Genomic DNA, 25,002 nt, shown 5'->3' with positions numbered 1-25,002 from the left:
GGCTTCGGCCGGGCTGCTCAAGTGTCACCAACCACCAACACCGACACGCCCGTTGGAGAACCCATGCGCCTCCGTAGATCTGTCCGGGCCGTGGTGGCCGCCTTTGCCACCGTGGCCGCCTCGGCCGGCCTGCTGACGGCGGGCACCGCCGCCGCCCAGGCCGCGACCCCGCTGCCGACCCGGATCTTCGCCCCGTACTTCGAAGCCTGGACCGGCGAGAGCCCGGCCGCGCTGGCCGCCCAGTCCGGCGCCAAGAACCTCACCATGGCCTTCCTGCAGACCGCCACCAAGGGCTCCTGCACGCCGCTCTGGAACGGCGACACCGCGATGCCGGTCTCCTCGTCGATATTCGGCGCCGACATCGCCACCATCCGGGCCAACGGCGGGGACGTCATCCCGTCCTTCGGCGGCTACACGGCGGACAACACCGGCACCGAACTCGCCGACAGCTGCACCGACGTGAACCAGATCGCGGCGGCCTTCGAGAAGGTCATCACGACGTACGAGATCAGCCGGATCGACCTGGACATCGAGGACAACTCGCTGACCAACAGCGGCGGCATCGACCGCCGGAACAAGGCGATCAAGCTGGTGCAGGACTGGGCGGCGGCCAACGGCCGGTCGATCCAGTTCTCCTACACCCTGCCGACCACCACCCAGGGGCTGGCCGACAACGGGCTCGCCGTACTGCGGAACGCGATCGCCAACAACGCGCGGATCGACGTCGTCAACCAGATGACGTTCGACTACTACGACAACGCCGCGCACAACATGGCGACCGACACCCAGACTGCCACCACCGGCCTGTACAACCAGCTGGCGCAGCTCTACCCGAGCCGGACCCCGGCGCAGCTGTGGGGCTCGATCGGCATCATCGAGATGATCGGCATCGACGACTTCGGTCCGGCCGAGACCTTCACTCTGGCGAACGCCACCACGGTCTACAACTGGGCGCTCTCCAAGGGCGTCAACACGCTCTCGTTCTGGGCGCTCCAACGCGACAACGGCGGCTGCGTCGGCACGAAGGGCTCCGACAACTGCTCCGGCATCAGCCAGGGCACCTGGGACTTCTCCCGGATCTTCGCGCCTTACACCAGCGGGACCACCACCCCGGCCAACGACTTCTCGGTGACCGCCGCGCCGACCGCCGGTTCGGTGGTCGCGGGCTCCTCCGCCACGGCCGCCATCTCGACCGCCGTCACTTCGGGTGCGGCGCAGAGCCTGGCGCTGACCGTCACCGGTGCTCCGGCCGGTGTCACGGCTTCGGTCAACCCCGGTACGGTGACGGCGGGTTCGGGGGCGACGCTGTCGGTCTCGACCACGGCGGCGACCGTGCCAGGCAGCTACCCGCTGACGGTCAAGGCCACCGGCGCCTCCGGCAGTCACACCGCCACCTACACCCTGACGGTGACCGGCACCGGCAACCCGACCGGCCTGGTCAACGGCGGCCTGGAGACCGGCAGTCCGGCCCCGTGGACCTGCCAGCCCGGCGGCGCGGTGGTCTCCACCCCGGCGCACAGCGGCACCAAGTCGCTGCAGGCGGCGGTGACCGGCTCGCAGACCGGCCAGTGCGGGCAGAGCGTCACGCTGGCGCCCAACACCAGCTACACGCTGACCGCCTGGGTCCAGGGCAGCTACGCCTACGTCGGCGTGAGCGGCGGTGCGACGGCCAGCACCTGGACGCCGAACGCCACCACGTGGACCAAGCTCACCGTCCCGTTCACCACCGGCGCCTCGGGCACCGTCACCGTCTACCTGCACGGCTGGTACGGCCAGGGCAGCGTCTACGGCGACGACTTCTCGATCGCCTGACCGGCCCTCCGGCGGGTCTCGTCCGCCGGTGACCACAGCTGGGCCCGACCGTCGGCACCGCGCCGACGGCCGGGCCCACGCTGCGTCAGGTGCGGCCCTCGGCCGATGCCGCCGGACTGCGCCCGTGGGCGCGCGGGTCGTGCCGGAGAGCTTCGGTTCCGCTCGTACGGGGGGTTTGCCGGAGGGTGACGAGTACGAAGTGGTGTGTATCCGTACGGTCTTGCTGTCCGGACTTGCCGAAGCCGGGCGGCCCGCCGGCTGACCGTGTCGCCGCGGCGAACTATTTTTCGAGGGGGCAGCTGATGGGCGTGGACCTGCGGGGCGACGTGCGGGCCGGCTGGTGGCGGGGGACGGGCCTGCCGGGGCCGTCGGGTCTCGGGACCGCCGCCGCGCGGCTGGTCGGCCCGCGCCGAGCGGTGACGCGCGACGGCGACGGGCTGGACGGCTGCGCCCCGTTCCGCGTCGACGAGCCGCTGGGCCGGGAGATCAACGCGATGCTGCTGGCCTGGGCCGAGCGGATCGGCCTGTACGAAGGCCACCTCGACTACCTGGAGCAGTGCGACTTCGGCCGGTACGCCATGCTGACGCACCCGAACACCGACGACCGCGACCGGCTGTTCCTGGCCGGCAAGTCGATGGCGGCGCTGTTCGCGCTCGACGACTACTACGTGGACGACGTCCGGGCCGGCGCCACCCTCGACCAGGTCGCCCGGCGGCTGTCCGTGGCCATGTCGGCGGTGGACCGGCCGTTCCTGACGGACCGTTACGACCGGCACACCGAGCAGGCGATGAAGGCCGACCCGGTCCTGGTCGCGCTGCGCGACTACATCGACCACACCGCGCGGTACGCGACACCCCAGCAGGTCGCCCGGGTCCGGCACGAGGACCTGGCGCTGTTCGTCGCGATGGCCCAGGAGTCCAACTGGCACATGCGCAAGGAGGTCGCGCCGGTCTGGGAGTACCTCGGATCGCGCCAGGCCAACAGCTTCACCCCGTGCACCACCCTCATCGACATCGTCGACGGCTACGAACTCTCCCACGACCTCTACTCCCACCCGCCGGTGCGCCGCGCGGTGAAGCTGGCCGGGCTGATCACGGTCCTGGTCAACGACCTGCACTCGGCGCGCAAGGAGTCCGGCGCGGGGGTCTTCCAGTTCGGGGTACGCGAGGCGATCGCCGCGGAGGAGGGCTGCTCGTTCGAGGAGGCGCATGTACGGGGAGTGAACCTGCACAACGAGCTGATGGCCGGGTTCGACGCCCAGTGCCGTGACCTGACGAGGTTCGCGACGCCGCAGCTGGGGCTGTTCCTGACCGGGCTTGAGGCCTGGCTGGCCGGCAACCGCGAGTGGCACCGCAGCAGCGGCCGCTACCACGGAACACCGACCGACAGCGGCTCCGGCAAGTGACCTTCGGCACCAGGAGTGGGGACCGTCGGCGGACGTGACCTTCTTCACCGTGGGGCCGTCACCACTGCCGACGGACCGTCAGTTCGGCTGCTGCCAGCGCGAGTTGCTGTCAAATGTGGCGTGCGTCATGCCGCTGCCGGTGCTTGCCCGGTCCCGTTCCGTCCCGCAGTCTCGAAAGCGCGCCCCGAGTGCGGCGCCCACTTTCCCCCCACCACGGAGGTACTGCGGCATGCGTGCGTTCACCATCTCGAAGGTCCGAATACGGTACGACCGGCTGCCCAACCAGGTGCTCGGCATCGGCGTCGCCGGGGCGATCGCGGTCACCGCGATCCTCCCGATCAGCCAGGCCATGGCCGAGCCCGCCGCCGCGCAGCCGGTCACCCCGGTCGCCGCCCCCGCCACCGAGCCGGTGGCCGCGCCCGCCGCCGCTGCCCCGGCCGCCGAACCGGCTGCCGCACCGGCCGCCGCGCCCGCCCCGGCCGCGCCCGCGGCCCCCGTCTACGCCGACAACCTGGACGGCTGGATCCAGCAGGCCCGCGACGTGCTCGGTGCCGCCGGGAAGCCCGTCCCGTCCGCGAAGGCGATGCGCGCGACCGCGATGTCCGAGTCCACCGGCAACCCGAACGCCGTCAACGGCTGGGACTCCAACGCCAAGGCCGGCACCCCCTCGATCGGGCTGACCCAGATGATCCAGCCGACCTTCAAGACGTACGCGCTGTCCGGTCACACCGACATCCGGAACCCGGTCGACAACCTGATCGCCAGCTCGCGCTACTGCGACGCGGTCTACGGCGGCATGGACAAGATGGCCTCGGCCCGTGGCTACGGCTCGCACTGGAAGGGCTACTAGGCCCTCCGTCTGTAGGTTCCTACAGCAAGACGACTACGCCACCCGGGCGAGCTTGTGCGGATCATCAAGGATTCCGCGTGAACTGGCTTTCGACCGGGGTATCGATGAGTATTGACGGTTGGGTGCGGGGCGCCCGAGTGCGCCCGGCGGTCAGACCGCAACCGCACCCGAGGTCTACCTTCTCCCAGCCAGAGAGCCCTTTTCATGCGCTTCCTGAACGACATGTCGCCCGCCTACGACCTTACGTACGACGACGTCTTCATGGTCCCCAGCCGCTCCGCCGTGGGCTCCCGGCAGGGCGTCGACCTCTCCTCGAACGACGGCAGCGGCACCACCATCCCGCTCGTGGTGGCGAACATGACCGCCATCGCCGGCCGACGGATGGCCGAGACCGTGGCCCGTCGCGGCGGCCTGGTGGCCATCCCGCAGGACATCCCCACCGAGGTCATCTCCGACGTCATCGGCTGGGTCAAGCAGCGCCACCTGGTGCACGACACCGCCGTCACGCTGGCTCCCGGCGACACCGTCGCGGACGCCCTGTCGCTGCTCCCCAAGCGCGCGCACAACGCGGTCGTGGTGGTCGAGGGCGGCAAGCCGGTCGGCGTGGTCACCGAGTCCGACTGCCAGGGCGTGGACCGGTTCACCAGCCTCTCCGAGGTGATGTCGCGCGACCTGGTGCTGCTGGAGGAGGGCATCGACCCGCACGCGGCGTTCGAGAAGCTCAACGAGGCGCACCGCAAGCTTGCCCCCGTGGTCGACGCCGAGGGCAAGCTGGTCGGCCTGCTGACCCGCAAGAACGCGCTGCGCGCCACCCTCTACACCCCGGCCACCGATGCGGCCGGCAAGCTCCGGATCGCAGCCACCGTCGGCATCAACGGCGACGTGGCCGGCAAGGCCAAGGCGCTGATCGAGGCCGGTGCGGACGTGCTCGTGGTGGACACCGCGCACGGCCACCAGGAGTCGATGATCAGCGCGCTGCGCGCGGTCCGCGGGCTCGACCCGCAGATCCCGATCGTGGCGGGCAACGTGGTCTCCGCCGTCGGCGTCCGCGACCTGGTCGAGGCCGGTGCGGACATCCTCAAGGTCGGTGTCGGCCCCGGCGCGATGTGCACCACCCGGATGATGACCGGCGTCGGCCGCCCGCAGTTCTCCGCCGTGCTGGAGTGCGCCGCCGAGGCCCGCCGGCTCGGCAAGCACGTCTGGGCGGACGGTGGCGTCCGCCACCCGCGCGACGTCGCGATGGCGCTGGCCGCCGGTGCCTCGAACGTGATGATCGGTTCCTGGTTCGCCGGCACCTACGAGTCGCCCGGTGACCTGCACACCGACGCGAACGGCCGCCAGTACAAGGAGAGCTTCGGCATGGCCTCGGCTCGCGCCGTGCGCAACCGGACCTCCGAGGAGTCGGCCTACGACCGCGCCCGCAAGGCGCTGTTCGAGGAGGGCATCTCCACCTCGCGGATGTTCATCGACCCGGCCCGTCCGGGCGTCGAGGACCTGATCGACTCGATCATCGCGGGCGTCCGCAGCTCCTGCACCTACGCGGGTGCGCGCAGCCTGGAGGAGTTCCACGAGAAGGCGATCGTCGGCGTGCAGAGCGCCGCGGGGTACGCCGAGGGCAAGCCGCTGCACTCCAGCTGGGCCTGATCCCCGTCCCGTCCGGGTCCCGTCCGGGTCCCGTCCGGCTGTGGCCGGCTCACCGCTCAGGCGGGGAGCCGGCCACGGCCGTTCAGCGGGGTGAGCAGCGCCCGGCTGACCATGCCGACCGAGCCGTCCAGTGCGGTCCTGAACGCCGGTCCGACGAACGGCAGTTCGCGCAGCTCCCAGAGCGCCAGGGCACTGGCCCAGGCCGCGTCCCTGGCCCGGTCGATGCTCCAGACCCCGATCACGTGCAGCAGCGGGTCGGCCAGGTCGAGCTGTTCGGGCCCGGGCAGCAGCTCGTCCCTGACCTGGTCCTCCACCTGGGCCAGCAGCGCGTTGATCCGCAGGTAGTCCGCCTCGACCTCGGCCGGTTCGCGGCCGAGCTCCCGGCACAGGTCGACCACCGACAGCGGCAGGTCGTGCTCGATGTGCGCGTTCATCCCGGCCAGGGCGAACTGCAGCGGGTGGATGCCCCGGTGGCCGCGCAGTTCGAACAGTGGCCGCCAGCAGGCCGTCGGTCGGGCACCCCGGGCGACCGCGTCCACCGCCGCCAGCCAGCGCCCGGCGAACACCGCGTCCAGTCGGGCCATCGCCGCCGGATCGTCGAAGTAGGACGCCCCCAGGCGCTGTTGGACCAGCTCGGTGACGGTGAGGTACATGCCGTTGAAGACCGCCACACCGTCACCGGGCGGTAGGGAGGCCTGCAACTGCCGCATCCGATCGATCACCTGGTCGACCGTCACAGTCTCACTGATCGTCATGGCGGGTGCAGCCTCTCGCGGGCGAGCCGGTCGGATCGTCCGATGGTAGCCCGGCGCGGTGGAGTTGCCGAGGGGGCGCGCGGCCGCCCGGGGTGCATTTCCGGCAGCAGCTCCGCGCGGCGGGCTTGCCGGGCGGGCGGGTTTTCCCGGGCTCAGGGCGGGAATTCGGTGGGCTGTCGGGGTGGCCGGCGTGCTGGGCCCAGGGCGCATCCCATCAACCCCGCCACCTGTGGGAACGGCGTGAAGGAAGCCTTTAACTGTATGAATCGGCATCCATTCTGTTTCTGAATTCCCCGTCCACACTTGACTGTTCTTTAGTAATGAATTGCTTGACCATTGGTCAATCGGCGCACGGGTTCTGGGATGTTCTAGCAAGCGTTTTCGATCCCGGAACGTGTAGTCCCTGCCGGCCCCCACATGCCGGCCAGAGGAGGATCCCGTGCGCCCCCGCCCGCTCGCCCTGGCGGCAGCCTTTGCCGTCCTGCCGCTGACCGCGATCTCGCTCGGAGTCACCGCCGCCCAGGCCGCTCCCACCCCGAACGCAGCCACCCCCCGAGTCGCGCTGCCGAACACCGTCACCCCGGCGGTCGCCCGTTCCGAGAAGAAGGGCGACGTGCCCGCCGACCAGCAGCTCTCGGTGGCCGTCAGTCTCAAGCTGCGCAACACCGCCGAGCTGGACCGCTTCCTCGCGGCCGTGGCAACGCCGGGCACGGCCGAGTACGGCAAGTACCTGACGCCGACTCAGTTCACCGCGCTGTACGGCCCGACCCAGGCCGCCGTCGAGCAGGTGAAGACCTTCCTGAAGGGCCAGGGCCTGACCGTCGCGAACGTCAGCGACAACCGCCAGGTGGTGAACGCCCAGGGCACCGCCGAGCAGATCGCCAAGGCCTTCGGCACCCACGAGAGCGCCTACGTCGACCCGCAGCAACAGCGGACGTTCTTCGCGAACGACGCGGCCGCCTCGGTGCCGGCCGACCTCGCCGATGTCGTCCAGGGCGTCTCCGGCCTGAACAACCACACCGTGCGCACCACCCGCCTGGCGCGGCCCCAGTCGCAGACGGCGCCGAACGCGACGCCGAACGCCACGCCCAGCGGCTTCGGCCCGAGCCAGTACGACGGCGCCTACAAGCTCAACGGCATGGGGGCGGACGGTACCGGAACGACCGTCGCCCTCTGGGAGTTCGACGGCTACAAGTCGGCCAACCTCACGACCTACGACACCCAGTACGGCCTCTCCGGGCCGGCGGTCTCCACCGTCTCGGTTGACGGGGCCAACTACGACTCGGCGCCCGGCGGCGGCCAGGGTGAGGTCGAGCTGGACAGCGAGATCGTGCGCGGCGTCGCCCCCAAGGCGACCCAGCTGGTCTACGAGGCCCCGAACAGCGACCAGGGCGAGATCGACATGGCCGCCAAGATCGTCGCGGACAACCGGGTCTCGGTCATCTCGATCTCCTGGGGCTCCTGCGAGCCGGACACCACCGCCTCCTCGATGACCGCGGTCGACAACTCCTTCAAGCAGGCCGCCGCGCAGGGCATCTCGATCTTCTCGGCCTCAGGCGACGACGGCTCGCGTGACTGCACCCGCTCCACCAGCGGCTCCACCGTGAAGGCCGTCGACTTCCCGGCGTCCAGCCCGCACCAGACCGGCGTCGGCGGCACCAACCTCAAGGTCTCCGGCACCAGTTACTCCTCCGAGAGCGCCTGGAGCACCGCCGGCGGCGGCGTCTCCACGGTCTTCGCCAAGCCGTCCTGGCAGACCGGCACCGGCGTCACCGGAACCATGCGCACCGTCCCCGACGTGGCGTCCAACGCCGACCCGGCCAGCGGATTCGCGATCTTCACCACCGGTGGCTGGCAGGTCTACGGCGGCACCAGCGCCGCCGCGCCGCTGTGGTCCGGCTACGCCGCACTGGTCAACCAGAAGGCCAAGGCGGCCGGCAAGCCGGTGCTCGGCGAGGCCAGCCCCAAGCTGTACACGGTGGCCAACAGCGCGAGCTACGGCACCACCTTCCACGACACCGTCACCGGCAAGAACCAGGACTTCTCCACCAAGACCGGCTACGACCAGGTGACCGGCTGGGGCAGCCCGATAGCCGACACGCTGAGCACCGCGCTGCTCGGCGGCACCTCGACCGGCAACGTCGTGACGGTGACCAACCCGGGCAACCGGACCACCGCCACCGGCGGCGCCGTCAGCCTTCAGATCAGCGCCTCGGACAGCGCCGGCGGCCAGACCCTGACCTACAGCGCTACCGGCCTGCCTACCGGCCTGTCGGTCAGCTCGACCGGCCTGATCACCGGCACCGCGACGACCGCCGGCAGCTTCGACGTCACCGTGACGGCGAAGGACACCACCAACGCCACCGGCTCCGCCTCCTTCACCTGGACGGTCGGCAGCAGCACCTGCACCCCGGCCCAGCTGCTCGGGAACGCCGGCTTCGAGACCGGCACCGCCACGCCGTGGACCGCCTCCACCGGCATCGTCGACAACGGCACCTCCCAGGCCGCCCACTCCGGCTCGTGGAAGGCCTGGCTGGACGGCTACGGCTCCGCCCACACCGACAGCCTTTCGCAGGCCGTCACCATCCCGGCCGGCTGCAAGGCGACCTTCTCCTTCTGGGTCCACATCGACACCGCCGAGACCGGCACCACCGCCTTCGACAAGCTGACCGTCCAGGCGGGCTCCACCACCCTGGCCACCTACTCCAACGCCAACGCGGCGTCCGGCTACGTGCAGAAGTCCTTCGACCTCTCGTCCTTCGCCGGGCAGACGGTGACCCTGAAGTTCACCGGCGTGGAGGACTCCTCGCTGCGGACCAGCTTCGTCATCGACGACGCCTCCGTCGCCACCTCCTGACTCCCCTCGCTCTCGCGCGCCTGACGCGGCAGCACCGCCGGGGCGGGCCTTACAGGCCCGCCCCGGCGGCGATGTTTCCGCAGTGTTTCAAGATCTACAAGCTTTGACCACTTTTGTCGCGGTCACTGTCATGCCCGCGATCGATGACGTAGCCTCACGTCGTGGGTGGGGTTCCCCCAGCTCGGTCACGCAACTCCCAGCGCATGCCGGCGGCGGGCCGGTCCCGCCGAACTCGCTTGGTGGGGAAGGTATCCGGATGGGCTCAGAACACCCCCAGAAGGCCGGCAGGCTCCGCCTGGTCGAGCAGCGGGCAACCCTCCCGGGCGCCGTGCCGCCGGCCAGGACCGGTTCGGCCGGCAGCTTCGCCGAGGCCCTGAACGCTGCCGTCGAGGCGAGCGGCCTCAGCCTCGACCGGATCCGGGCCGCCCTCGCCATCGGTGGTGTTCGGGTCAGCGTCACCACACTCAGCTACTGGCGGCGCGGCCGCAGCCAACCCGAACGGGCCACCTCGCTGCACGCCGTCCACCTGCTGGAGGAACTGCTCGGCCTGCCGCACACCGGCCTCTCCACCCTGCTCGGCCCACCCCGCCCGCGCGGCCGCTGGGCCGCCGCCCCGGCCGTCGGCAACCTGCAGCTGGAGGACGTCTGGCCCGGTGAACAGCAGATCTCGGACGTCTTCAGCGAGTTGGACGCGCCGCCGATCGGCGAGCTGGAACGGCTCAGCATCCATGACGCCTACTACGTGGACGCCCGGCGGCGCGGCAACCTGCTGAGGATGCGTCAGGTCGTCCGGGCCACCGTCAGCGGCGTCGCCCGGTGCCTGGTCGTGCACAAGGCGGACGACGGAGCGACGGGCTGCCCGGAGATCACCGCCGTCCGGCACGCCCGGCTCGGCCGGATCCGCCGCCGCCCGGAGATCGGCCTGGTCGTGGCCGAGCTGATGCTCGACCGCCCGCTGGGCCTGGGCGACAGCACGGTCTTCGAGTACGAGGTCGAGATCCCGCCGGGTGGCCCGACCACCGTCTACGGGCGGCGCTTCGCCGTGCCGGTACGCGAGTACGTGCTCCAGGTGCACTTCGACCCGGCGGCCGTGCCCGCACACTGCGAACGCTACGACCGCGCGCCCGGCGAGGACATCGACCGGCGGCGGGAACAGCTCTGGATCGGCGCCTCGGCCAGCGCCCACGTACTCTCGCCCGACCAGCAGCCCGGCCAGGTCGGCATCCGCTGGGAGTGGGAGTAGCACCGACTGCGATGTGCCCGGCGGGATCGGTGCGGCGGCTTTCGGTGCGGCGGCTTTCTTCGGTGCGGCGGCTGGAGCCGGGGCATGACCACCGGCTCGCAGCGCACCGTCGTGCCCGGTCGAACGGACCGGCGGGCAGGGCAGATCAGGCGGTGACCGACTCGGTGCTGACGACGGCCGAGCGGCGGGCCAGCAGGCCGTCAAGGGCCAGGGCGCCCGGGCCGGTGGCGGCGATCAGCAGGAAGGACCAGCTGTACACCGCCGAGGCGACGCCGCCGTTCTGGATCGGCCACAGGGCGACCTCCTGGTGCACGCTGAAGTACGCGTACGCCATGGAGCCGGAGCAGACGATCGCAGCCGTCCGGGTGCCCAGGCCGACCAACACCAGGACGCCGCCGACCAGTTGGATCACGGCCGCGTACCAGCCGGGCCAGGACAGCGCCTCCACGGTGCCGCCGCCCTTGGTGCCGCCGAGGACGCCGAACAGGGAAGCGGCGCCGTGGCAGGAGAAGAGCAGGCCGATCGCGATCCGGGACAGGCCCACCAGGTAGGGCCGGGCAGAGTCGACTGTGCTGCTGGGGATGACGGACATCGACGGACTCCATGGGGGCAACGGGGGAACCGCTGTGGCGGGGACCACAACGGTGGCGGGCAAGGCAAGGCTCGCCTTGTACAGGTCAAGTCGCAGCGTTATTCATCGAGCCTTCACCAGTCCGTGACCGTTTGCTTATGGTTTCCTTACGTACGATTGTGAGCGTTAACATCGGCCCCGGACGTGACGGGACCCGGGGACGTATCCAGCCCCCGGGCCCCTGAGATGCCACCCAATTGCACACACCGGCACGTTGAAGGGTGCGGATCATTCTGAGATCGACGTGTTCTCCCGTTGAACTACCGTGCCACGGTCAGAGGCACAGGCGGGACTTGAACCCGCATCCGTCGATGATCGTCCGCGCCCGGTCGATCCGGTGATCGGCGGCGAATACTGAGACTGGAGCGAGAGTCTGAGATTCATGGGACTGCCTCTGCCGCTTGGGCTACCCCGGCCCGTTGTGGTGCCGGGGGAGGGATTCGAACCCCCACTGTCATCCCGTGGTCAGCTTCAACATCAGTTTCAGCTTGCGCTCTTCAGCGCACCCCCCGCTCGAACGGGGGGCGATCATGGGGCTACCTGAACAGGTAGCCGAACACCGCGTCGCCGACCCGCTCGTCGGTGACCTCGGTGTTGTTGGCCTCCTCGCGGGCGAACTTGACGGCCTGCTGGAGCTTCTCCAGACGCTCCGTCAGCTCGTTGACCCGCCGGGCCGGCAGCGCACCGGAGAACTTCACGGTCGTCCAGTAGCCGACCGGGATGTCCTCGTAGTACACCTCGACCTGCGCCGGGTGCTTCTCGGTGGCCTCGGCCTTCACGTGGTTGCGCGGCACCTTCTTGGTGCGGATGGTGCGCACCGCGTCGGTCTTCCAGGAGTCCGTCGACGGGTCGAGGTTCCACGACTCGGCGGCGTCCAGCACCGGCAGCTTCCGGACGAAGGTGTAGAGGTCGGTGAGCTGCTTCTCCAGGAAGAGCAGGTAGGGCACCGGGACATCGGCCAGCAGGACGGCGCCGTCCACCACCACGTCCGCGGCGGCCGTCCGGTTCGCCCGGTCCTTGGTGGCGGTCACGTCGAACAGCCGGGTCAGCGTCGCGGCCGTGCTGCGCAGGACGTCCTCGGCCTTCACCTGCACCCGGGTGGACTCGGGCGGCAGCTGCTCGCCCTCCTCGTCCTTCGGCTGGTAGGTCCGGGCGATCCCGGCCAGCAGCGCGGGCTTCTGGAGGTCCTGGTGAGCCTGGGTCAGCTCCTGGAAGGACTTGGACTTGACGCCTTTTTCGACGGCGATGATCTGATTCAGCTTCGGCACATGACGGAAGCTATCAGCGATGCTCCGGATGCGCCGTCCATTATTCGAGCAGGCCGTGGTCGCGGGCGTAGAGGGCGGCCTGGGTGCGGTCGCGGAGGTTGAGACGGCCGAGGATGCGGGAGATGTGGTTCTTGACGGTGCCTTCGCTGACGTAGAGGCGGGTGGCGATCTCGCGGTTGGCGGCGCCGGTGGCGATCAGCCGGAGCACCTCCAACTCTCGTGCGGTCAGTGCCTGTTGCGCCGGCGGCATTGGTGCCGGCGGTGGCGGAGCGGCCAGAGCAGTGGCCAGCCGGCTGATCACCGAGGCGTCGAACTGGGCCACCCCGGCGTGCACCAGGCCCACCGCGCGGGCGAGTTCGGCCGAGGGCAGGTTCTTCAGCAGGTAGCCGACCGCGCCCGCCCGGAGCGCCCGGGCGACGTACTCCTGGTCGTCGAAGGTGGTGAGCATGACCACCCGGCAGCCGGGCACTCTCGCGGTGATCGCCTCGACGGTCCCGATACCGTCCAGGCCCGGCATCCGGATGTCCACCAGCGCGACGTCCGGCCGGTGGGCCACCGCGGCGTCGACGGCCTGGTGGCCGTCGGCGGCGGTGCCGACCACGCTGATGCCCGGCTGGATGTCCAGCAGCGAGGCGATCCCCTCCCGGACCAGGTCCTGGTCGTCCACCACCAGGACCCGGACCTGCGGGTCGGCGCTCATCGGACCAGCTCCGCCGCGCGGCGCACGCGCGGCACGGTCACCGTGACCACCACGCCGGTGGGCCCGTCGGCGGGGCGGTCGCGGACCTCGACCAGGCCGCCGAGCGCCGCCACCCGTTCCCGCATGCCGCGCAGCCCCGACCCGGAGCCCGGGTCGGCCGAGGCGACGGTGAAGCCCGCCCCGTTGTCGGTGACCACCAGCCGGGCGGAGTTCTCGCCGTACTCCGCCGCGACCTGGACCCGGGTGGCCCGGCCGTGCCGCCTGGCGTTGGTGAGCGCCTCCTGTGCGGCCCGGTAGAGCGCGGTCAACGTCCGCGATTCATAGGTGAGTTCGTCGCCGGTGAGGTCGAGCGAGACGGTCAGCCGGTCGTCCCCGAGATGGCGGACCAGGTCGGTGAGAGCGCGGGAGAGCGAGAACGGCCGGACCTCGCGCAGCGCGCTGACCGACTCCCGTACCTCGGTGAGCGCCCGCCCGGCCGACCAGCGGGCGTCCGAGACCGCCCGGGCGGCGGCCGCCGGGTCGAGCTCGCGGAACACCTCGGCCTTCTCCAACTGGACGGCCACGGCGGTGAGATGGTGCCCCAGGCTGTCGTGGATCTCCCGGGCCACCCGGTTGCGTTCCTCCGCCGTCGACAGCTCGGCCACCTGCGCCGCGTACCGCTCCAGCTCGGCCAGCGCTCGCTCCAGCCGGGCCCGGCCCTGCTGTTCGCCGACCGCGACGGCGGCCATCGACAGTGCGAGGGCCAGCGCCAGCGCGAACATCAGCAGGTCGGAGACGTACGCCGACCGCAGCCACCAGTGCGGCACCCAGAGCCCGTACCCGGTGAGCAGCAGTGCGACACAGCCCGCGCCGGTGAGCAGTGCGACCCGGCGGCCGAAGGCGAAGTACGCGCTGAACGGCACCAGCACGAACAGGGCCCGGGAGACGCCCGAGCCGTCGAGTGCGGCCACGGCCGAGAACAGGAGCAGGCGGACCGTCAGAAGTACGGCTGCTGAGGCGAGTTGGCGACCTCGTTCCAGCAGTTCCAGTGTGAGCAGCAGGGCCAGTCCGGCCACGAAGCCCGCGACCCGGCCCGGGTGGGCCGCCTCCTCGGCGACGGCGGCGTGGTAGAGCCCACCGGCCAGCACGGCCGCGTACAGCACGGGTGGGATCCACGGCACGGGGCGGGCGGTGCTGTCGGTTGTCATCTGAGTGCCCCTCACTGTGGTGGTCCGACCGGCACCCTATGCGACCTGGTGGACGGAGAGGGCGGACCGGCCGGGATGTTGGCCGGAGGTCATGTGCCCTCCGTCCCGAGCTGTGGCCGTTCGGCACTCCTCGGTGCCCGGGCCCGCCGCCTAGCGTCAGGGGCATCCCCAGCAGCACGACTCCAAGGAGCTCTCGATGTCCCGACGTTGGCGCAGTCTCGTCGCCCTCGTACCTGCCCTGCTGACGGTGGCCCTGGTGCCGGCCGTCCACGCGGGTGCCGTCGGCCGCGGCTGCCAGACCGACCGGCCGTGGGTGCCCGGCGCCGAGCGCCTGGTGGCCAGTTGCCTGGCCGACCTGACCACGGCCGGTACCGAGCTCAGCGGTCACACCGACCCGAGGGACTACAAGGGCCTCCAGGCGGCCGGCGTGGCCAACCCCTCGGGCGTCCCGGGCGTCCAGCTCGACGGCTACTTCCCGGACACCTCGACCACCAACACCAACCACGGCTGGAACCACGACAGCCAGTTCGTGATCCGGCTGCCCGAGCACTGGAACGGCGGCCTGGTGGTCGCCGGGCCGCCCGGCATCCGGCGGCAGTACGCCAACGACCAGATCATCAGCGACCAGGTGCTGGCGAAGGGCTTCGCCTACGCCGCCACCGACAAGGGCAACACCGGGCCGCAGCTCTACCGGGACGGCGACCGGCCGGGCGACGCGATCATGGAGTGGCACCTGAGGGTGGCTCAACTGACCGTCGCGGCCAAGCTGGCGGCGGCCAGGCACTACGGGCGGGCGCCCAGCCACACCTACGCCGCCGGTCTCTCGGCGGCCGGGTACCTGGTGCGCTGGCAGATCGAGCACTTCCCGCAGCTCTACTCCGGCGGCGTGGACTGGAACGGGCTGATGATCAACAAGGAGGAGCCCAACCTGCTGAGCAACCTGCCGCCCGCGCTGCGGGCCTACCCCCGGCTGGACCGGAAGGAGCCCGGCGCGCTGGAGGCGATGTACGCCGCCGGGTACCCGGAGGGCTCCGAGAAGCTGTGGCCCATCAACTACCAGACCCAGTGGGACTCCCTGCAGCGGGTGATCCGGGAGGAGCTGGACCCGGAGTACGACGGCGCGACCGAGGCCGGCACCCCGTTCTGCCCGGAGGGCACGGGCGCCGGCTGCGACACCGACTACGACTACGCCGCCCGTCCGCAGCAGGTGCACGACGCGGTCGGCCGGGTCTCGCTGAGCGGCCGGATCGGGAAGCCGCTGATCTCCATCCAGGGCACCCTCGACGCTCTGCTGCCGATCACCAAGAGCGGCGACGTCTACGACCGGATGGTCGGTGAGGCGGGCCGGGCCGACCTGCACCGCTACTACCGGATCACCGGTGGCACCCACGTCGACGCCCTGGTCGCCGCCGACACGTACCGGCTCCGCCCGATGCAGTCCTGCTTCGTGACGGCCTTCGACGCCCTGGTGAGCTGGACCAGGAACGGCGTGGCCCCGGCCCCGAGCCACACCTCGCCGGAGCCGGTCGGGGAGAGCTGCTCGGCCGGGCAGTAGGCCGACCCGGCGTTGTAGCTGAGGGCTAGGACCGGCGCACTAGGTCGAACGGCCGGGTGCGGGACCGGCCGACGGCCGATTCGGCGGGGGCGGGGCGGGCGGAGAGTGAAGGCATGGACATCACCACCGCAGGAACCGCTTCCGCTCCCGTCGCCGTGATCACCGGAGCCTCCCGGGGGCTCGGTCTCGAGCTGGCCAGGGCACTCGCCCGGGACGGCTGGCGGCTGGTCATCACTGCCCGTAGCGCTGCCGATCTGGCCGTAGTCGAAGCCGAGTTGGCGGCCGTCACGGAGGTCGCCGCACTGGCGGGATCGGTGGTCGACGACGACCACCGGGAGCGGCTCGCCGCGGCCGCCGAGAAGCTCGGCGGCGCCGCGCTGCTGGTGAACAACGCGGGCACGCTGACCGGGTACGACCTCGCGGGGGCGCCGATGCCCGCGCTGGCGGACTTCCCGCTGCCGGGCCTGCTGGAGACCTTCGAGGTGAACGTGCTCGGGCCGATCGCGCTCACCCAGCTGCTGCTGCCCCAACTGCGGCACCACGGCGGCTCGATCGTCAACCTGAGCTCGGACGCGGCCCGCGAGGCGTATGTCGGCTGGAGCGGCTACGGCGCCAGCAAGGCCGCACTCGACCACGCCTCCGCCGTACTGGCCCTGGAGGAGCCCGAGGTGCGGGTCTGGGTGGTCGAGCCCGGCGACATGCGGACCGACATGTACCAGGAGGCGTTCCCCGGCGAGGACATCTCCGACCGTCCGCTGCCCGCCGACACCGCCGTGCCCGGCATCCTGGCCCTGATCGCCCGGCACCCCGCCTCGGGGCGCTACCTGGCCGAGACCCTGACGGGGAGTCACTGAGATGGCCACCGCGCTGGAGAGCGGATTCGACTTCACCGTCCCGGCCGAACTCTCCGCCCGGGCACCGGCGGAGGCCCGCGGCCTGGTCCGCGACGGCGTCCGGATGCTGGTCGGCCGCCGGAGCGCGCTCACCACCGAGCACCGGCTCTTCACCGACCTGCCGACCGCCCTCGAACCGGGCGACCTCCTGGTGGTCAACAACTCGGCCACCCTGCCCGCCGCCCTGCCGGGCCGCCTCCCCGACGGCACCCCGGTCATCCTCCACCTCTCCTCCGCCCGACCGGACCGGCGCGGCCACCACCTGGTCGAGCTGCGCCGCCCGACCACGGGCGCGGCCGAGTACTTCCCGCTCGAACTCTCACCCGCCCGGGCCGGGCTGCCGATCACCCTCCCGGCAGGTGGGAGAGCCGAGTTGACAGCACCGCACACGCCGCGCCTGTGGTACGCCCGGCTTGCCCTGCCCACCCCGCCGGCCGAGTACCTCGCCTCGTACGGCAAGCCGATCCGGTACGGCTACGTGGACCGCGAGTGGCCGATCGCCGCGTACCAGACGGTCTTCGCCGACCAGCCGGGCAGCAGCGAAATGCCCAGCGCCGCCCGGCCGTTCACCCCCGAGGTGGTGGCCCGGCTGGTGGCCGGGGGAGTCCTGCTGGCCCCGATCACCCTGCACACCGGCGTCGCCTCGCCGGAGGCGCACGAGGCGCCGTACCCGGAGTGGTTCCGCGTGCCAGGCCCAACTGCCGCCCTGGTGAACCATGTTCGCGGCAGCGGCGGCCGGGTGATCGCCGTCGGCACCACGGCTGTTCGGGCCCTCGAGTCGGCGGTCCGTGCCGACGGCCGGCTGGGCCCGGCCGAGGGCTGGACCGACCTGGTGATCACCCCGTCCCGCGGCGTCCGGACGGTCGACGGCCTGCTCACCGGCTGGCACGAACCCCGTGCCTCGCACCTGCACCTGCTGGAGGCGGTGGCGGGGCGGGCGCTGTTGGAGCGGTGTTACGCGGAGGCAGTCCGGGGGCGGTACTTGTGGCACGAGTTCGGGGACGTCAACCTCCTTCTGCCGTAGGTGTGTTGGCTCAGCCCCGGGTTCGGGTGCGGCGGGTGAGCCGGATCAGCAGGAGGGCGGCGGTGCCGATCGCGATCAGTGCGATGCCGGCGGTGATCAGCAGGGTGTTGGGGGTCCGGCTGCCGGTCTCGGCGAGTGTGGTGGATGTGGATGTGGGCGTGGGGGTGGCTGCGGCGGTGGGAGTGGCCGGGGCGGCTGCGGGGGCCACCGGCGGAGTGGTCGGAGCGGCGGTGGGCGGAGCGGGGGTGGGCTTCGGGAAGTTGACGGTCAGCTTGCCGCCGATTCCGCCGTCGTTGCGGTCCTGGGTGGCAGCGCCGATGGAGTAGTTGAGGGTGTCGAGGGCCTTCGGGACGCCGGACACCAGGGCGATCCGGAAGGTCAGGTCGGCCGACTGACCCTTGTCGAGGGCGAGCATTGGCAGCGCCTCGTCCTCGTTGACGATCCCTCGGGTGCAGCCCGGCTGGAGCTCCAGGTTGTGCCAGCCGCCGGTGCCGTTCTTCCAGGAGACCCGGACGTCCTCGAGCTTCAGGTCGATGCTGTTGTCATAGAAGTGGCCGAGCCCGATCGAGGGCTCCACCTCCTGGTACGCCGCGTCCGTGCGGTTGGTGATTCGCACCGGGATCTCCACAGCGGGCCCGCCGGCCGTGATCTGGGTGGGCGACGTCTTGAGTTCGGTGACCTGCAGTTCGCCCTGGTGCTTGGGCGGGCGCGGCTGGCCCGGCCAGGGGCTCTTCAGGTCGAGGCCGCAGACGGCCCAGGCGGTGTTACCGCCGGAGGCGACCGGTACTCCGACGGCGAGGGTGAGGGCGGCGAGGACGGTGGCGGCGGAGCGGGTGATGCGCATGATGGGGTTCCCCGAGAAGACGAATGACGGTGGACGGTAGGCGAGTTCAGCGGCGCGAGCTGCGGCGGACGGCGAGGAGCACGATGGTGCCGAAGGCGACGAAGCCGGCTGCGGAGACGAGCAGGAAGGTGTTCGGGGTGCTGCTGCCGGTCTCGGCGAGTTCGGTGACGGCGGCGGTGGGCCGTTCGGTGACGGTGACGGCGGCAGGGGTCGGGGTGGCCACCGGGCTGGGTGTGGCGGTGGGTGTGCCCTGCTTCAGCGCGGCCGGGGCGGTGCTGGGGGAGGGCGAAGGCGAGGCGGTGGCGCCCGGGGTGGACGTGACCGGCGCGTCCGGGTGGATCACCTTCAGGTAGTGCAGCTTCTCGACGGAGAAGACCTGCAGTTGCTCCAGGTACTTGGAGGCATCGGCCTTCAGAGTCACTCGGAACTGCATACGTCGCTTCAGGCTGTCGCCGAAGGGAGCGCCCACGACGGCGGTGTTGGCCCAGACGGTCGGGTCGCAGCCCCGCGCGAGGGTCAGGTTCCGCCACTGCCCCTTGTCCATGACCTCGACCACGAGGTACTCGGGCCGCAGGTTCGCCTCCGGGTTGAACTCGCCGGCGTACCGGTTGAAGAGCGCGAAGCTGGGGGCGAAATGCCGGTACGCGGAGCCGGTGCCGTTGTACAGCTCGATGTCGATCTCGACGGGAGGGCCGCCCCGGGTGATGGTGGTGGGAAGCGGCGCCAGGAAGGTGAGGGTCGGGTCCGTCGCGTGCCGGGCATCGAGGGAGTCGGCGATCGGCGGGGCGGACGTCTCGTCACCGCAGGCCCAGGCCGAGTCGGCGGGCAGGACGGAGAGGCCGGCGGTCAGCACGGCGGTCGCGGAAAGTGCAGCAAACTTCGCAAAACGAGTGTTAACGGACGCACGCATGGCGTGACTCCCCCAAGGAGCTGAAACGGTCGGCGAGTTGGCGAGCATGCACCGAGCCCCGGCCCCCGGCCGCGTTCCGCTCTTGTGCTCTCATCCCTACAGACGCGTAGGGCAGCCGCAGGTTGCAGGTGGGTTCGAAGTATTTCTGCGGGCACTTCCGAGCGCTCCCTCGGGAGAGCGACTCGGCCCGTCGGCATCCGGCCGGGTGTCGGGAGTAGGCCAGTGTGAGGAATCGGTGACATCAATGACCAGCGTGGTCCTGACTGTGTGTTAGAGCTTCGTGACATGCGATCACGTGGTGGTGTGAGGCGACCGGTGGCAGTGCCCGGCCTGCTGGCTCTGGCGGTCATGGCCCTGGCGACTGCCACCGCGCCGTCGATGGCCTCCCCGAAGGCGTCGGCCGGGGCTCCGGCGGGCCGCCATGCCGACGGACCGGGCCTGACGCTGCGGTCGGCGGACATCTCCTGGAATTTCGCCGAGGTCCGCGCTCTGCTCTGCGGCCCGGCACAGACCGCAGAGCACGACCCGGAGACCACGCTGAGGCTGTTCCCCGACGTGACGGTCGAGGTGACGGGCGGTCAGGTGCGACGGGGGCGTACGGGCGAGGTCGACTGGGCCGCGCAGGTCAAGGGGGACCCGGACGGGTCAGCCGACTTCCACTTCGACACCCTGTGCTCGGGCCCGGACGGGTCCTCGGCCCAGGTGGCCGCGCAGATCTCCACCGGCGGCCACACCTACGCACTGGCCTCGACGTCGCCCGGCACCGTGCGCGTGCAGGAACTCAACCCGGCAGCGAGCGAGGGCACTTCCGGCCGACCGGACGACGCGGTGGAGCCGCCGGACGATCCAGCCGTCGCGGCGCCCCGACCCGAGGGCACCACGGCAAGCCCGTCCGTACGCGACGACGCGTCGGCCGACTGCCAGGGCGCCAAGGACGTGAACACCATCGACATGGCCGTCTTCTACACCAAGGAGGCCGCGGACAAGGCCGGTGGCGAGGACAAGGTCAAGGCGCAGGCCAAGCTCGGCGTGGACCTGACCAACCGGGGCTTCGTCAACAGCAAGCTGCCAGTGCGCGCCCGTCTGGTGTACGCCGGCCCGGCTGCCGACGAGCCAGGGCTGCCGGCCGAGCAGGACGACCTCGGGGTGTACCGGCAGTGGGCGTCGGACAACGACCTGTGGACGAAGTACGCGGCGGACGACGTCGCAGTGTTCCAGAGCATCGGGACGGGCGTCGGATCCTTCGTCCAGGACCCGAAGCCGTCCAGCGCCAAGCGCATGATCCTGTTGATGAACATCTCCTACGTCCCCAACCTCACGCTCGGTCATGAACTGGGCCACAACCTCGGCCTGGACCACGACTGGGTGACCGAGCCCGAGCCGGGGAAGTACCCGTACGCCCACGGCTGGATCCCGCCGAGCAAGAAGTGGCGCACCATCATGGCGTACCCCGGCGGCTGCGCCGGCTGCGAGCGGATCAACCACTACTCCGACGCTGAAGCGAGCTACGAAGGCGAGCCCCTGGGCGCACCGGACTCCGCGCCGCAGCCCTCCGACGCGGTGCGGATGATCCGCAAGAACGCGGCGGTCGTGGCAGCGATGCAGCCGGAGAAGACCCCGGCCGTCTACTGCCGCCTGACCGCGAAGTCCACGCCGGACGCCGGCGGCAGCGCGACGGTGGACGTGCCCGGCCCGTTCACCAAGGGCTCCCTGGTCCATGCCAGCGCCACCGCGAACCCGAACTTCCGGCTGGTCGGCTGGTCACTCAACGGCACTCCGCTCGCGGACACGGACACCTCGGTGAGCGTCACCGTCGACGCCGACTCCACTCTGGAAGCCCGGTACGCACAGATCGACTGCGCACTGACCCTGCAGGCGCAGCCGACCGACGGAGGGAAGGTCACGGTTGACCGCTCGGCGCCGTACCGGTGCGGCTCCACCGTGACCCTGACGGCCACCCCGGCCCCGGGCTGGCAGTTCGCGGGCTGGAACAGCGGGAACAGCCCCACGACGCGCGACGTCGTCGCGACGACGCCGGTGCACCAGTTCACGCTCGACCGGGACACGACGATGTCCGCGACCTTCACGCGGACCTCCGTCGTCCCGCCCGCACCGCCCGTCCCGAACCCGCCCGTCCCGAACCCGCCCGTCCCGAACCCGCCCGTTCCGAACCCGCCCGCACCGCCGACCCCGGATCAGCCGGCCCCGCCTCAGCCCGCGGCCCTGAAGTCCGCACTTCCGAGCACGAAACCTGAGCTGGCGTCCACCGGCACGCCCGTCCCCCTCGTCGGGATCGCCCTGACCGCGGGCCTGGCCATGACGGTCGGCGGCATCCTCCTGGCCCGCCTGCGCCGCAAGGGACGTGCCTAGGCTCGCCGGGCTTCGCGAACCCGGGTCGGCGCGTGGTCGGTGACGGAGGCTCAGGCGTAGTCGGCGCGAGGCTGCACATTCCGGGGCCACCCGAGGGTGGGGTGCGGACGTCGGTGCCCCGTCGTTCGCGCGGCGTCGCTAGTCAGGGTGCGGCCGGAGGGAAGGGCGGACGGAGCTTCTCGTTGCCGTAGAGCGCACGTGTGCTGAGGGTGTTTCGCTTTGGCCGGACGTGTCGCGCCATCGGTTCTCGATCTCGTACGTGCTGAGCTGGACGGTCTCGCCGAAGCGGAACTCGCGGCGGGTGCTGTACCGGGGGCCCTCGGGGAAGATCATCACGTCGGGGCGTCGCTTGACTCCTGACGCCGGGCCCTCGAGGTCGGCTCCGCCGTGGGCGATCAACCCCGTTTCGGAGAGCGCCAGTTGGTGGCCCAGGTGCTTGGCGATCCGGTAGGAGATGAGCTCGTGGAGATTGGCGCGACCCGTCAGCCGGACAGAGTGGCAAGCACCTGCTGGAGGTTGTACTCGACGATCCCCGTCATGAAGTCGCGGTCGGGGAAGTCGCCGTCGAGAAGTCGTAGCGGTCCGGCGACGAGTGACAGGCGCATCGCCAGTGTGTAGAAGGCCAGGCGCTGCTCGTCGAGTCCGCCCCTGTTCAGCCGCTGGTAGTGCTCGCCGAAGCGGATGCGCAGGAAGGCGTGCTCCCACTCGACGTCGAAGAACATCAGGCCCTCGATGTCGATGAGAACCGGCTGCCCGTGCCGGTCCACCAGTACGTGGTCCGGTCCGAGCTCTCCGTGGATGAGTCCGTACTCCGAGCGCGGACGCACCGGGTCGGCCAGGCTGCGCAACGCGTACTCGACGTGGTCACGGACACTCGCGATCCGCAGGTCGCGCGAGGAGGCTTCGGCCAGGTCTCCGAGCGCGCGGTCGAGGGCCACCTGCTCGCAGGAGCGGCCGTGGGAGACGCCGCCGTTGTCGATCAGGGCGACTTTGCCGAAGCCCGGTGCGGTGTGCCGCCGCATCAGGTCGAGTGCCTCGGCGAGTCGCGACAGGGTGGTCTCCACGCTGCGCGGGTTCTGTTCGAGCAGTGTCTCCAGGTTTTCTCCGGAGACGTCCTCGACCACCGCGATGTCCGCCGGGTAGTGGGTCCTGCTCCGGTCGGCCAGATGGATCCGGGGCGTACGGATGCCCAGGGTGGTCAGGTGCTGGTGAGCGGCCTGGAACAGCTCGATCCCGGAGGCGTGCGAAAACGGGTCGGCATGGTCCTCGGCGTCGGGGGCGTTCGTCGTCGGCCAGTAGTTCTCGGCGTCGTCCCAGATGTAGACGATCGCGGTGGAGTCGTCGTCGAAGGTGAGGCGGTAGACGCCCTTCTTGCTGCCGCCTCGGAGCCGTGACACGCCGACGAGGCGGTGCTCGGCTCCCAGCGCCGCTCGCGCGACGCCTGCCAGATGATCACGTCCGACAATCCTGCGTGCCACGTCCACGACCTGCCTCCCCCGTGTATCGGCGGCGCAGCCATGGAGCGCCACCGCATGAGCGGCCGATCCTAGACCGACCGGTCTTCCCGCCGCCGAATGTGGGACTCCCGGCAGGCGTGGTCAGCGCACCGGGGCCTCGTCCCCGGCGGCCGGAGTGACCGTGTCGGGAGGCGTCGGCACGTCGTGCGGAGTGCCGGGAGCGCCGCCACCAGAGCGTGGTGGCGAGAGCGGTCAGGACGACCACGGCCAGGGCGGGGCCGCCCACGGTGAGAATCCGCTGGAGGGAGGTCGCGGCGCTGTAGCCGATGCCGGCTTCGAGCGTGGCCCACAGGCAGGCGGCGGTGACGCTGTAGGGGGCGATGCGGCGGTAGGGCAGGCGGGTGGCGCCGGCGAAGTGCGGGGCGAGAGTGCGGACCATCGGCAGCAGACGGGCCAGGAAGACGGCCCGTCCGCCATGACGGGTCATCAGCGTCTCAGCCCGCTGCCACGCAGCCGCCGGGATACGCCGGGCCATCCTGGCGGTTCTGAGGCGCTTGCCGAGGTGCCATCCGGTGCGGTGAGCGAGGAAGTCACCGGCGATTGCGGCGCCGGCCGCGGAGGCGACGACCAGGGGCAGACTCAGCTGGCCGGTGCGAGCCAGTGCGCCGGCGGTCAACAGCAGGGTGAGGGTGGGGACGAATACCGCGGTCAGCAGGACGGACTCGGCCAGGACGACCCCGGCCACCACCGTGTACGCGACCGCCGGGGAGAGATGGCCGAAGAGGCCGGACAGCAGGTTCACCGCCGCGCCCCGACAGCGAGATCCGGTACGTCGTCGGCGGTGACGGAGGGCTTGCGCAGCTGCCAGACGTGGGCGGGCGGGAGGTTGGCCCACACGCTCCACCGTCCGGTCGCGAGCGTGCGCCGGTAGCCGGCCATGACCTCGTCGACGGCGGCGTGGCGGCGGGCTTCGGTCCGGGAGGCGGTCAGAGCGCGGGCCCGGCGGGTGCCGAGGTAGGCGAAGTAGGTGAGGGTGCCGCCGGGGTGCAGCAGTTCCAGGTAGCGGGCCATGATGCGTTCGACCTGCTCGGGGGCGAAGTTGGTCAGCGGCAGCCCGGAGACGATCACGTCGTAGCGCACGTCGGTGTCCAGGTCCTCGACGAGCGTCTGGTGGACGTCCACTCGCGCGGGCCGGGTCACCAGAGCTGGGTGCGAGGCGACGAGGTGGCGCAACCTGTCGGTGAAGCGGGGGTTGGCCTCGACGATGTCCAGCCGGCTGCCGCGGGTCAGCTGGGGGATCAGGGCGCGGGTGACGGCACCGGTCCCGGCGCCCGCCTCAAGGACGGCCAGCGGCCGGGGCGCCTGCGCCCGTACCGGTTCTGCCAGGGCCCGGGCGAGGGCTCTGCCGCTGGGGGCGACAGCGCCGGTGGTGCGCAGGTCGCGGGCCGCTTCGAGGAGGAACGTCCACGTCCCGGCGTGGCGCTCGGCCGGGGCTCGGTCACTGAGGTGCGTCCAGTTGTTCATGCATTCGACGCTAGGAAGCGGCGCCAGGCTTCGGACCAGTCGTTGTGCGACGTCGTTCACCGACGAAAGTAG

20 protein-coding genes are annotated in these 25,002 nt (G+C 71.1%); 10 read left to right on the top strand and 10 right to left on the bottom strand.

The genetic code is table 11. From position 1 onward, the window contains the following. Window positions 1-63 precede the first annotated feature (63 nt). The 4 genes from F4556_RS03670 to F4556_RS03655 all read left to right on the top strand — a co-directional run bounded on the left by F4556_RS03670 (window position 64) and on the right by F4556_RS03655 (window position 5,712). Entirely contained in the window at window positions 64-1,812 is a 1,749-nt protein-coding gene (locus F4556_RS03670; protein ID WP_184911563.1) for a glycosyl hydrolase family 18 protein, read from the top strand. Between the two features lie 302 nt (window positions 1,813-2,114). After that, window positions 2,115-3,218, top strand: a complete 1,104-nt coding sequence (locus tag F4556_RS03665) for a terpene synthase family protein (RefSeq protein WP_184911562.1) — start codon at window positions 2,115-2,117, stop codon at window positions 3,216-3,218. Window positions 3,219-3,447: 229 nt separating this feature from the next. Continuing rightward, a complete protein-coding gene (locus F4556_RS03660) occupies window positions 3,448-4,068 on the top strand; it encodes a transglycosylase SLT domain-containing protein (RefSeq protein ID WP_184911560.1) in 621 nt (206 codons plus the stop codon). Window positions 4,069-4,272: 204 nt separating this feature from the next. Further along, on the top strand, window positions 4,273-5,712 hold the full coding sequence (locus F4556_RS03655; RefSeq protein WP_184911558.1) for a GuaB1 family IMP dehydrogenase-related protein: 1,440 nt from the start codon (window positions 4,273-4,275) through the stop codon (window positions 5,710-5,712). A 56-nt stretch (window positions 5,713-5,768) separates the two neighbouring features. On the opposite strand, the gene F4556_RS03650 is transcribed toward F4556_RS03655, so the two are convergent. Then, window positions 5,769-6,467 carry a DUF5995 family protein gene (locus F4556_RS03650; protein ID WP_184911556.1) on the bottom strand — a complete coding sequence of 233 codons (699 nt, stop codon included), beginning with the start codon at window positions 6,465-6,467 and terminating at the stop codon, window positions 5,769-5,771. Between the two features lie 439 nt (window positions 6,468-6,906). Here F4556_RS03650 and F4556_RS03645 point away from each other — a divergent pair, with 439 nt between their 5' ends. Next, window positions 6,907-9,324, top strand: a complete 2,418-nt coding sequence (locus F4556_RS03645; RefSeq protein ID WP_221503520.1) for a protease pro-enzyme activation domain-containing protein — start codon at window positions 6,907-6,909, stop codon at window positions 9,322-9,324. Window positions 9,325-9,580: 256 nt separating this feature from the next. Beyond that, window positions 9,581-10,567 (top strand): XRE family transcriptional regulator, encoded by a 987-nt coding sequence (locus F4556_RS03640; protein ID WP_184911554.1) that lies wholly within the window; start codon window positions 9,581-9,583, stop codon window positions 10,565-10,567. A 145-nt stretch (window positions 10,568-10,712) separates the two neighbouring features. Here the strand turns inward: F4556_RS03640 and F4556_RS03635 are convergent, their stop codons facing one another. From F4556_RS03635 to F4556_RS03620, 4 genes are all read right to left on the bottom strand, one after another. Beyond that, the gene (locus F4556_RS03635) at window positions 10,713-11,159 is read right to left on the bottom strand and encodes a DoxX family protein (protein ID WP_184911553.1); all 447 of its coding nucleotides are present in this window, start codon (window positions 11,157-11,159) and stop codon (window positions 10,713-10,715) included. Window positions 11,160-11,734: 575 nt separating this feature from the next. Then, window positions 11,735-12,466 carry a DUF7873 family protein gene (locus tag F4556_RS03630; protein ID WP_184911551.1) on the bottom strand — a complete coding sequence of 244 codons (732 nt, stop codon included), beginning with the start codon at window positions 12,464-12,466 and terminating at the stop codon, window positions 11,735-11,737. 40 nt (window positions 12,467-12,506) lie between these two features. Further along, complete coding sequence (locus tag F4556_RS03625) at window positions 12,507-13,166, bottom strand: response regulator transcription factor (RefSeq protein ID WP_184911550.1); 660 nt, start codon at window positions 13,164-13,166, stop codon at window positions 12,507-12,509. Further along, window positions 13,163-14,353 (bottom strand): sensor histidine kinase, encoded by a 1,191-nt coding sequence (locus F4556_RS03620; RefSeq protein ID WP_184911548.1) that lies wholly within the window; start codon window positions 14,351-14,353, stop codon window positions 13,163-13,165. Before F4556_RS03620 ends, F4556_RS03625 begins: the two co-directional genes overlap by 4 nt. A gap of 196 nt (window positions 14,354-14,549) precedes the next feature. On the opposite strand from F4556_RS03620, the gene F4556_RS03615 reads away from it, so the two are divergent. The 3 genes from F4556_RS03615 to F4556_RS03605 all read left to right on the top strand — a co-directional run bounded on the left by F4556_RS03615 (window position 14,550) and on the right by F4556_RS03605 (window position 17,825). Beyond that, the gene (locus F4556_RS03615; protein ID WP_184911546.1) at window positions 14,550-15,908 is read left to right on the top strand and encodes a tannase/feruloyl esterase family alpha/beta hydrolase; all 1,359 of its coding nucleotides are present in this window, start codon (window positions 14,550-14,552) and stop codon (window positions 15,906-15,908) included. 113 nt (window positions 15,909-16,021) lie between these two features. Continuing rightward, window positions 16,022-16,762 (top strand): SDR family NAD(P)-dependent oxidoreductase, encoded by a 741-nt coding sequence (locus tag F4556_RS03610; RefSeq protein ID WP_184911545.1) that lies wholly within the window; start codon window positions 16,022-16,024, stop codon window positions 16,760-16,762. Window position 16,763: 1 nt separating this feature from the next. Next, complete coding sequence (locus tag F4556_RS03605) at window positions 16,764-17,825, top strand: S-adenosylmethionine:tRNA ribosyltransferase-isomerase (protein WP_184911543.1); 1,062 nt, start codon at window positions 16,764-16,766, stop codon at window positions 17,823-17,825. Between the two features lie 10 nt (window positions 17,826-17,835). Here F4556_RS03605 and F4556_RS03600 read toward each other — a convergent pair whose 3' ends face one another. Together F4556_RS03600 and F4556_RS03595 are read right to left on the bottom strand one after the other, a co-directional pair. Next, entirely contained in the window at window positions 17,836-18,669 is an 834-nt protein-coding gene (locus F4556_RS03600; RefSeq protein WP_184911542.1) for a hypothetical protein, read from the bottom strand. A gap of 46 nt (window positions 18,670-18,715) precedes the next feature. Beyond that, complete coding sequence (locus F4556_RS03595; RefSeq protein ID WP_184911540.1) at window positions 18,716-19,522, bottom strand: hypothetical protein; 807 nt, start codon at window positions 19,520-19,522, stop codon at window positions 18,716-18,718. Window positions 19,523-19,894: 372 nt separating this feature from the next. Between F4556_RS03595 and F4556_RS39340 the strand changes: the two genes are divergently transcribed. Beyond that, the gene (locus F4556_RS39340) at window positions 19,895-21,949 is read left to right on the top strand and encodes an InlB B-repeat-containing protein (protein ID WP_184911539.1); all 2,055 of its coding nucleotides are present in this window, start codon (window positions 19,895-19,897) and stop codon (window positions 21,947-21,949) included. A 482-nt stretch (window positions 21,950-22,431) separates the two neighbouring features. Here the strand turns inward: F4556_RS39340 and F4556_RS03585 are convergent, their stop codons facing one another. Genes F4556_RS03585 through F4556_RS03575 form a run of 3 tightly spaced genes read right to left on the bottom strand, consistent with a single transcriptional unit; the run spans window position 22,432 to window position 24,930 of the window. Next, window positions 22,432-23,433: a phosphotransferase family protein gene (locus tag F4556_RS03585; RefSeq protein ID WP_184911537.1), complete on the bottom strand. Its 1,002-nt coding sequence runs from the start codon at window positions 23,431-23,433 to the stop codon at window positions 22,432-22,434. After that, window positions 23,402-24,208 carry a DedA family protein gene (locus F4556_RS03580; RefSeq protein WP_184911536.1) on the bottom strand — a complete coding sequence of 269 codons (807 nt, stop codon included), beginning with the start codon at window positions 24,206-24,208 and terminating at the stop codon, window positions 23,402-23,404. The genes F4556_RS03585 and F4556_RS03580 overlap by 32 nt, the downstream gene beginning before the upstream one ends. After that, the gene (locus tag F4556_RS03575; protein ID WP_184911535.1) at window positions 24,205-24,930 is read right to left on the bottom strand and encodes a class I SAM-dependent methyltransferase; all 726 of its coding nucleotides are present in this window, start codon (window positions 24,928-24,930) and stop codon (window positions 24,205-24,207) included. The genes F4556_RS03580 and F4556_RS03575 overlap by 4 nt, the downstream gene beginning before the upstream one ends. Window positions 24,931-25,002: the final 72 nt, after the last annotated feature.

The sequence above is a fragment of the Kitasatospora gansuensis genome (assembly GCF_014203705.1).
Classification (GTDB): Bacteria; Actinomycetota; Actinomycetes; order Streptomycetales; family Streptomycetaceae; genus Kitasatospora; species Kitasatospora gansuensis.
This window is presented reverse-complemented; position numbering and strand designations above follow the sequence as displayed.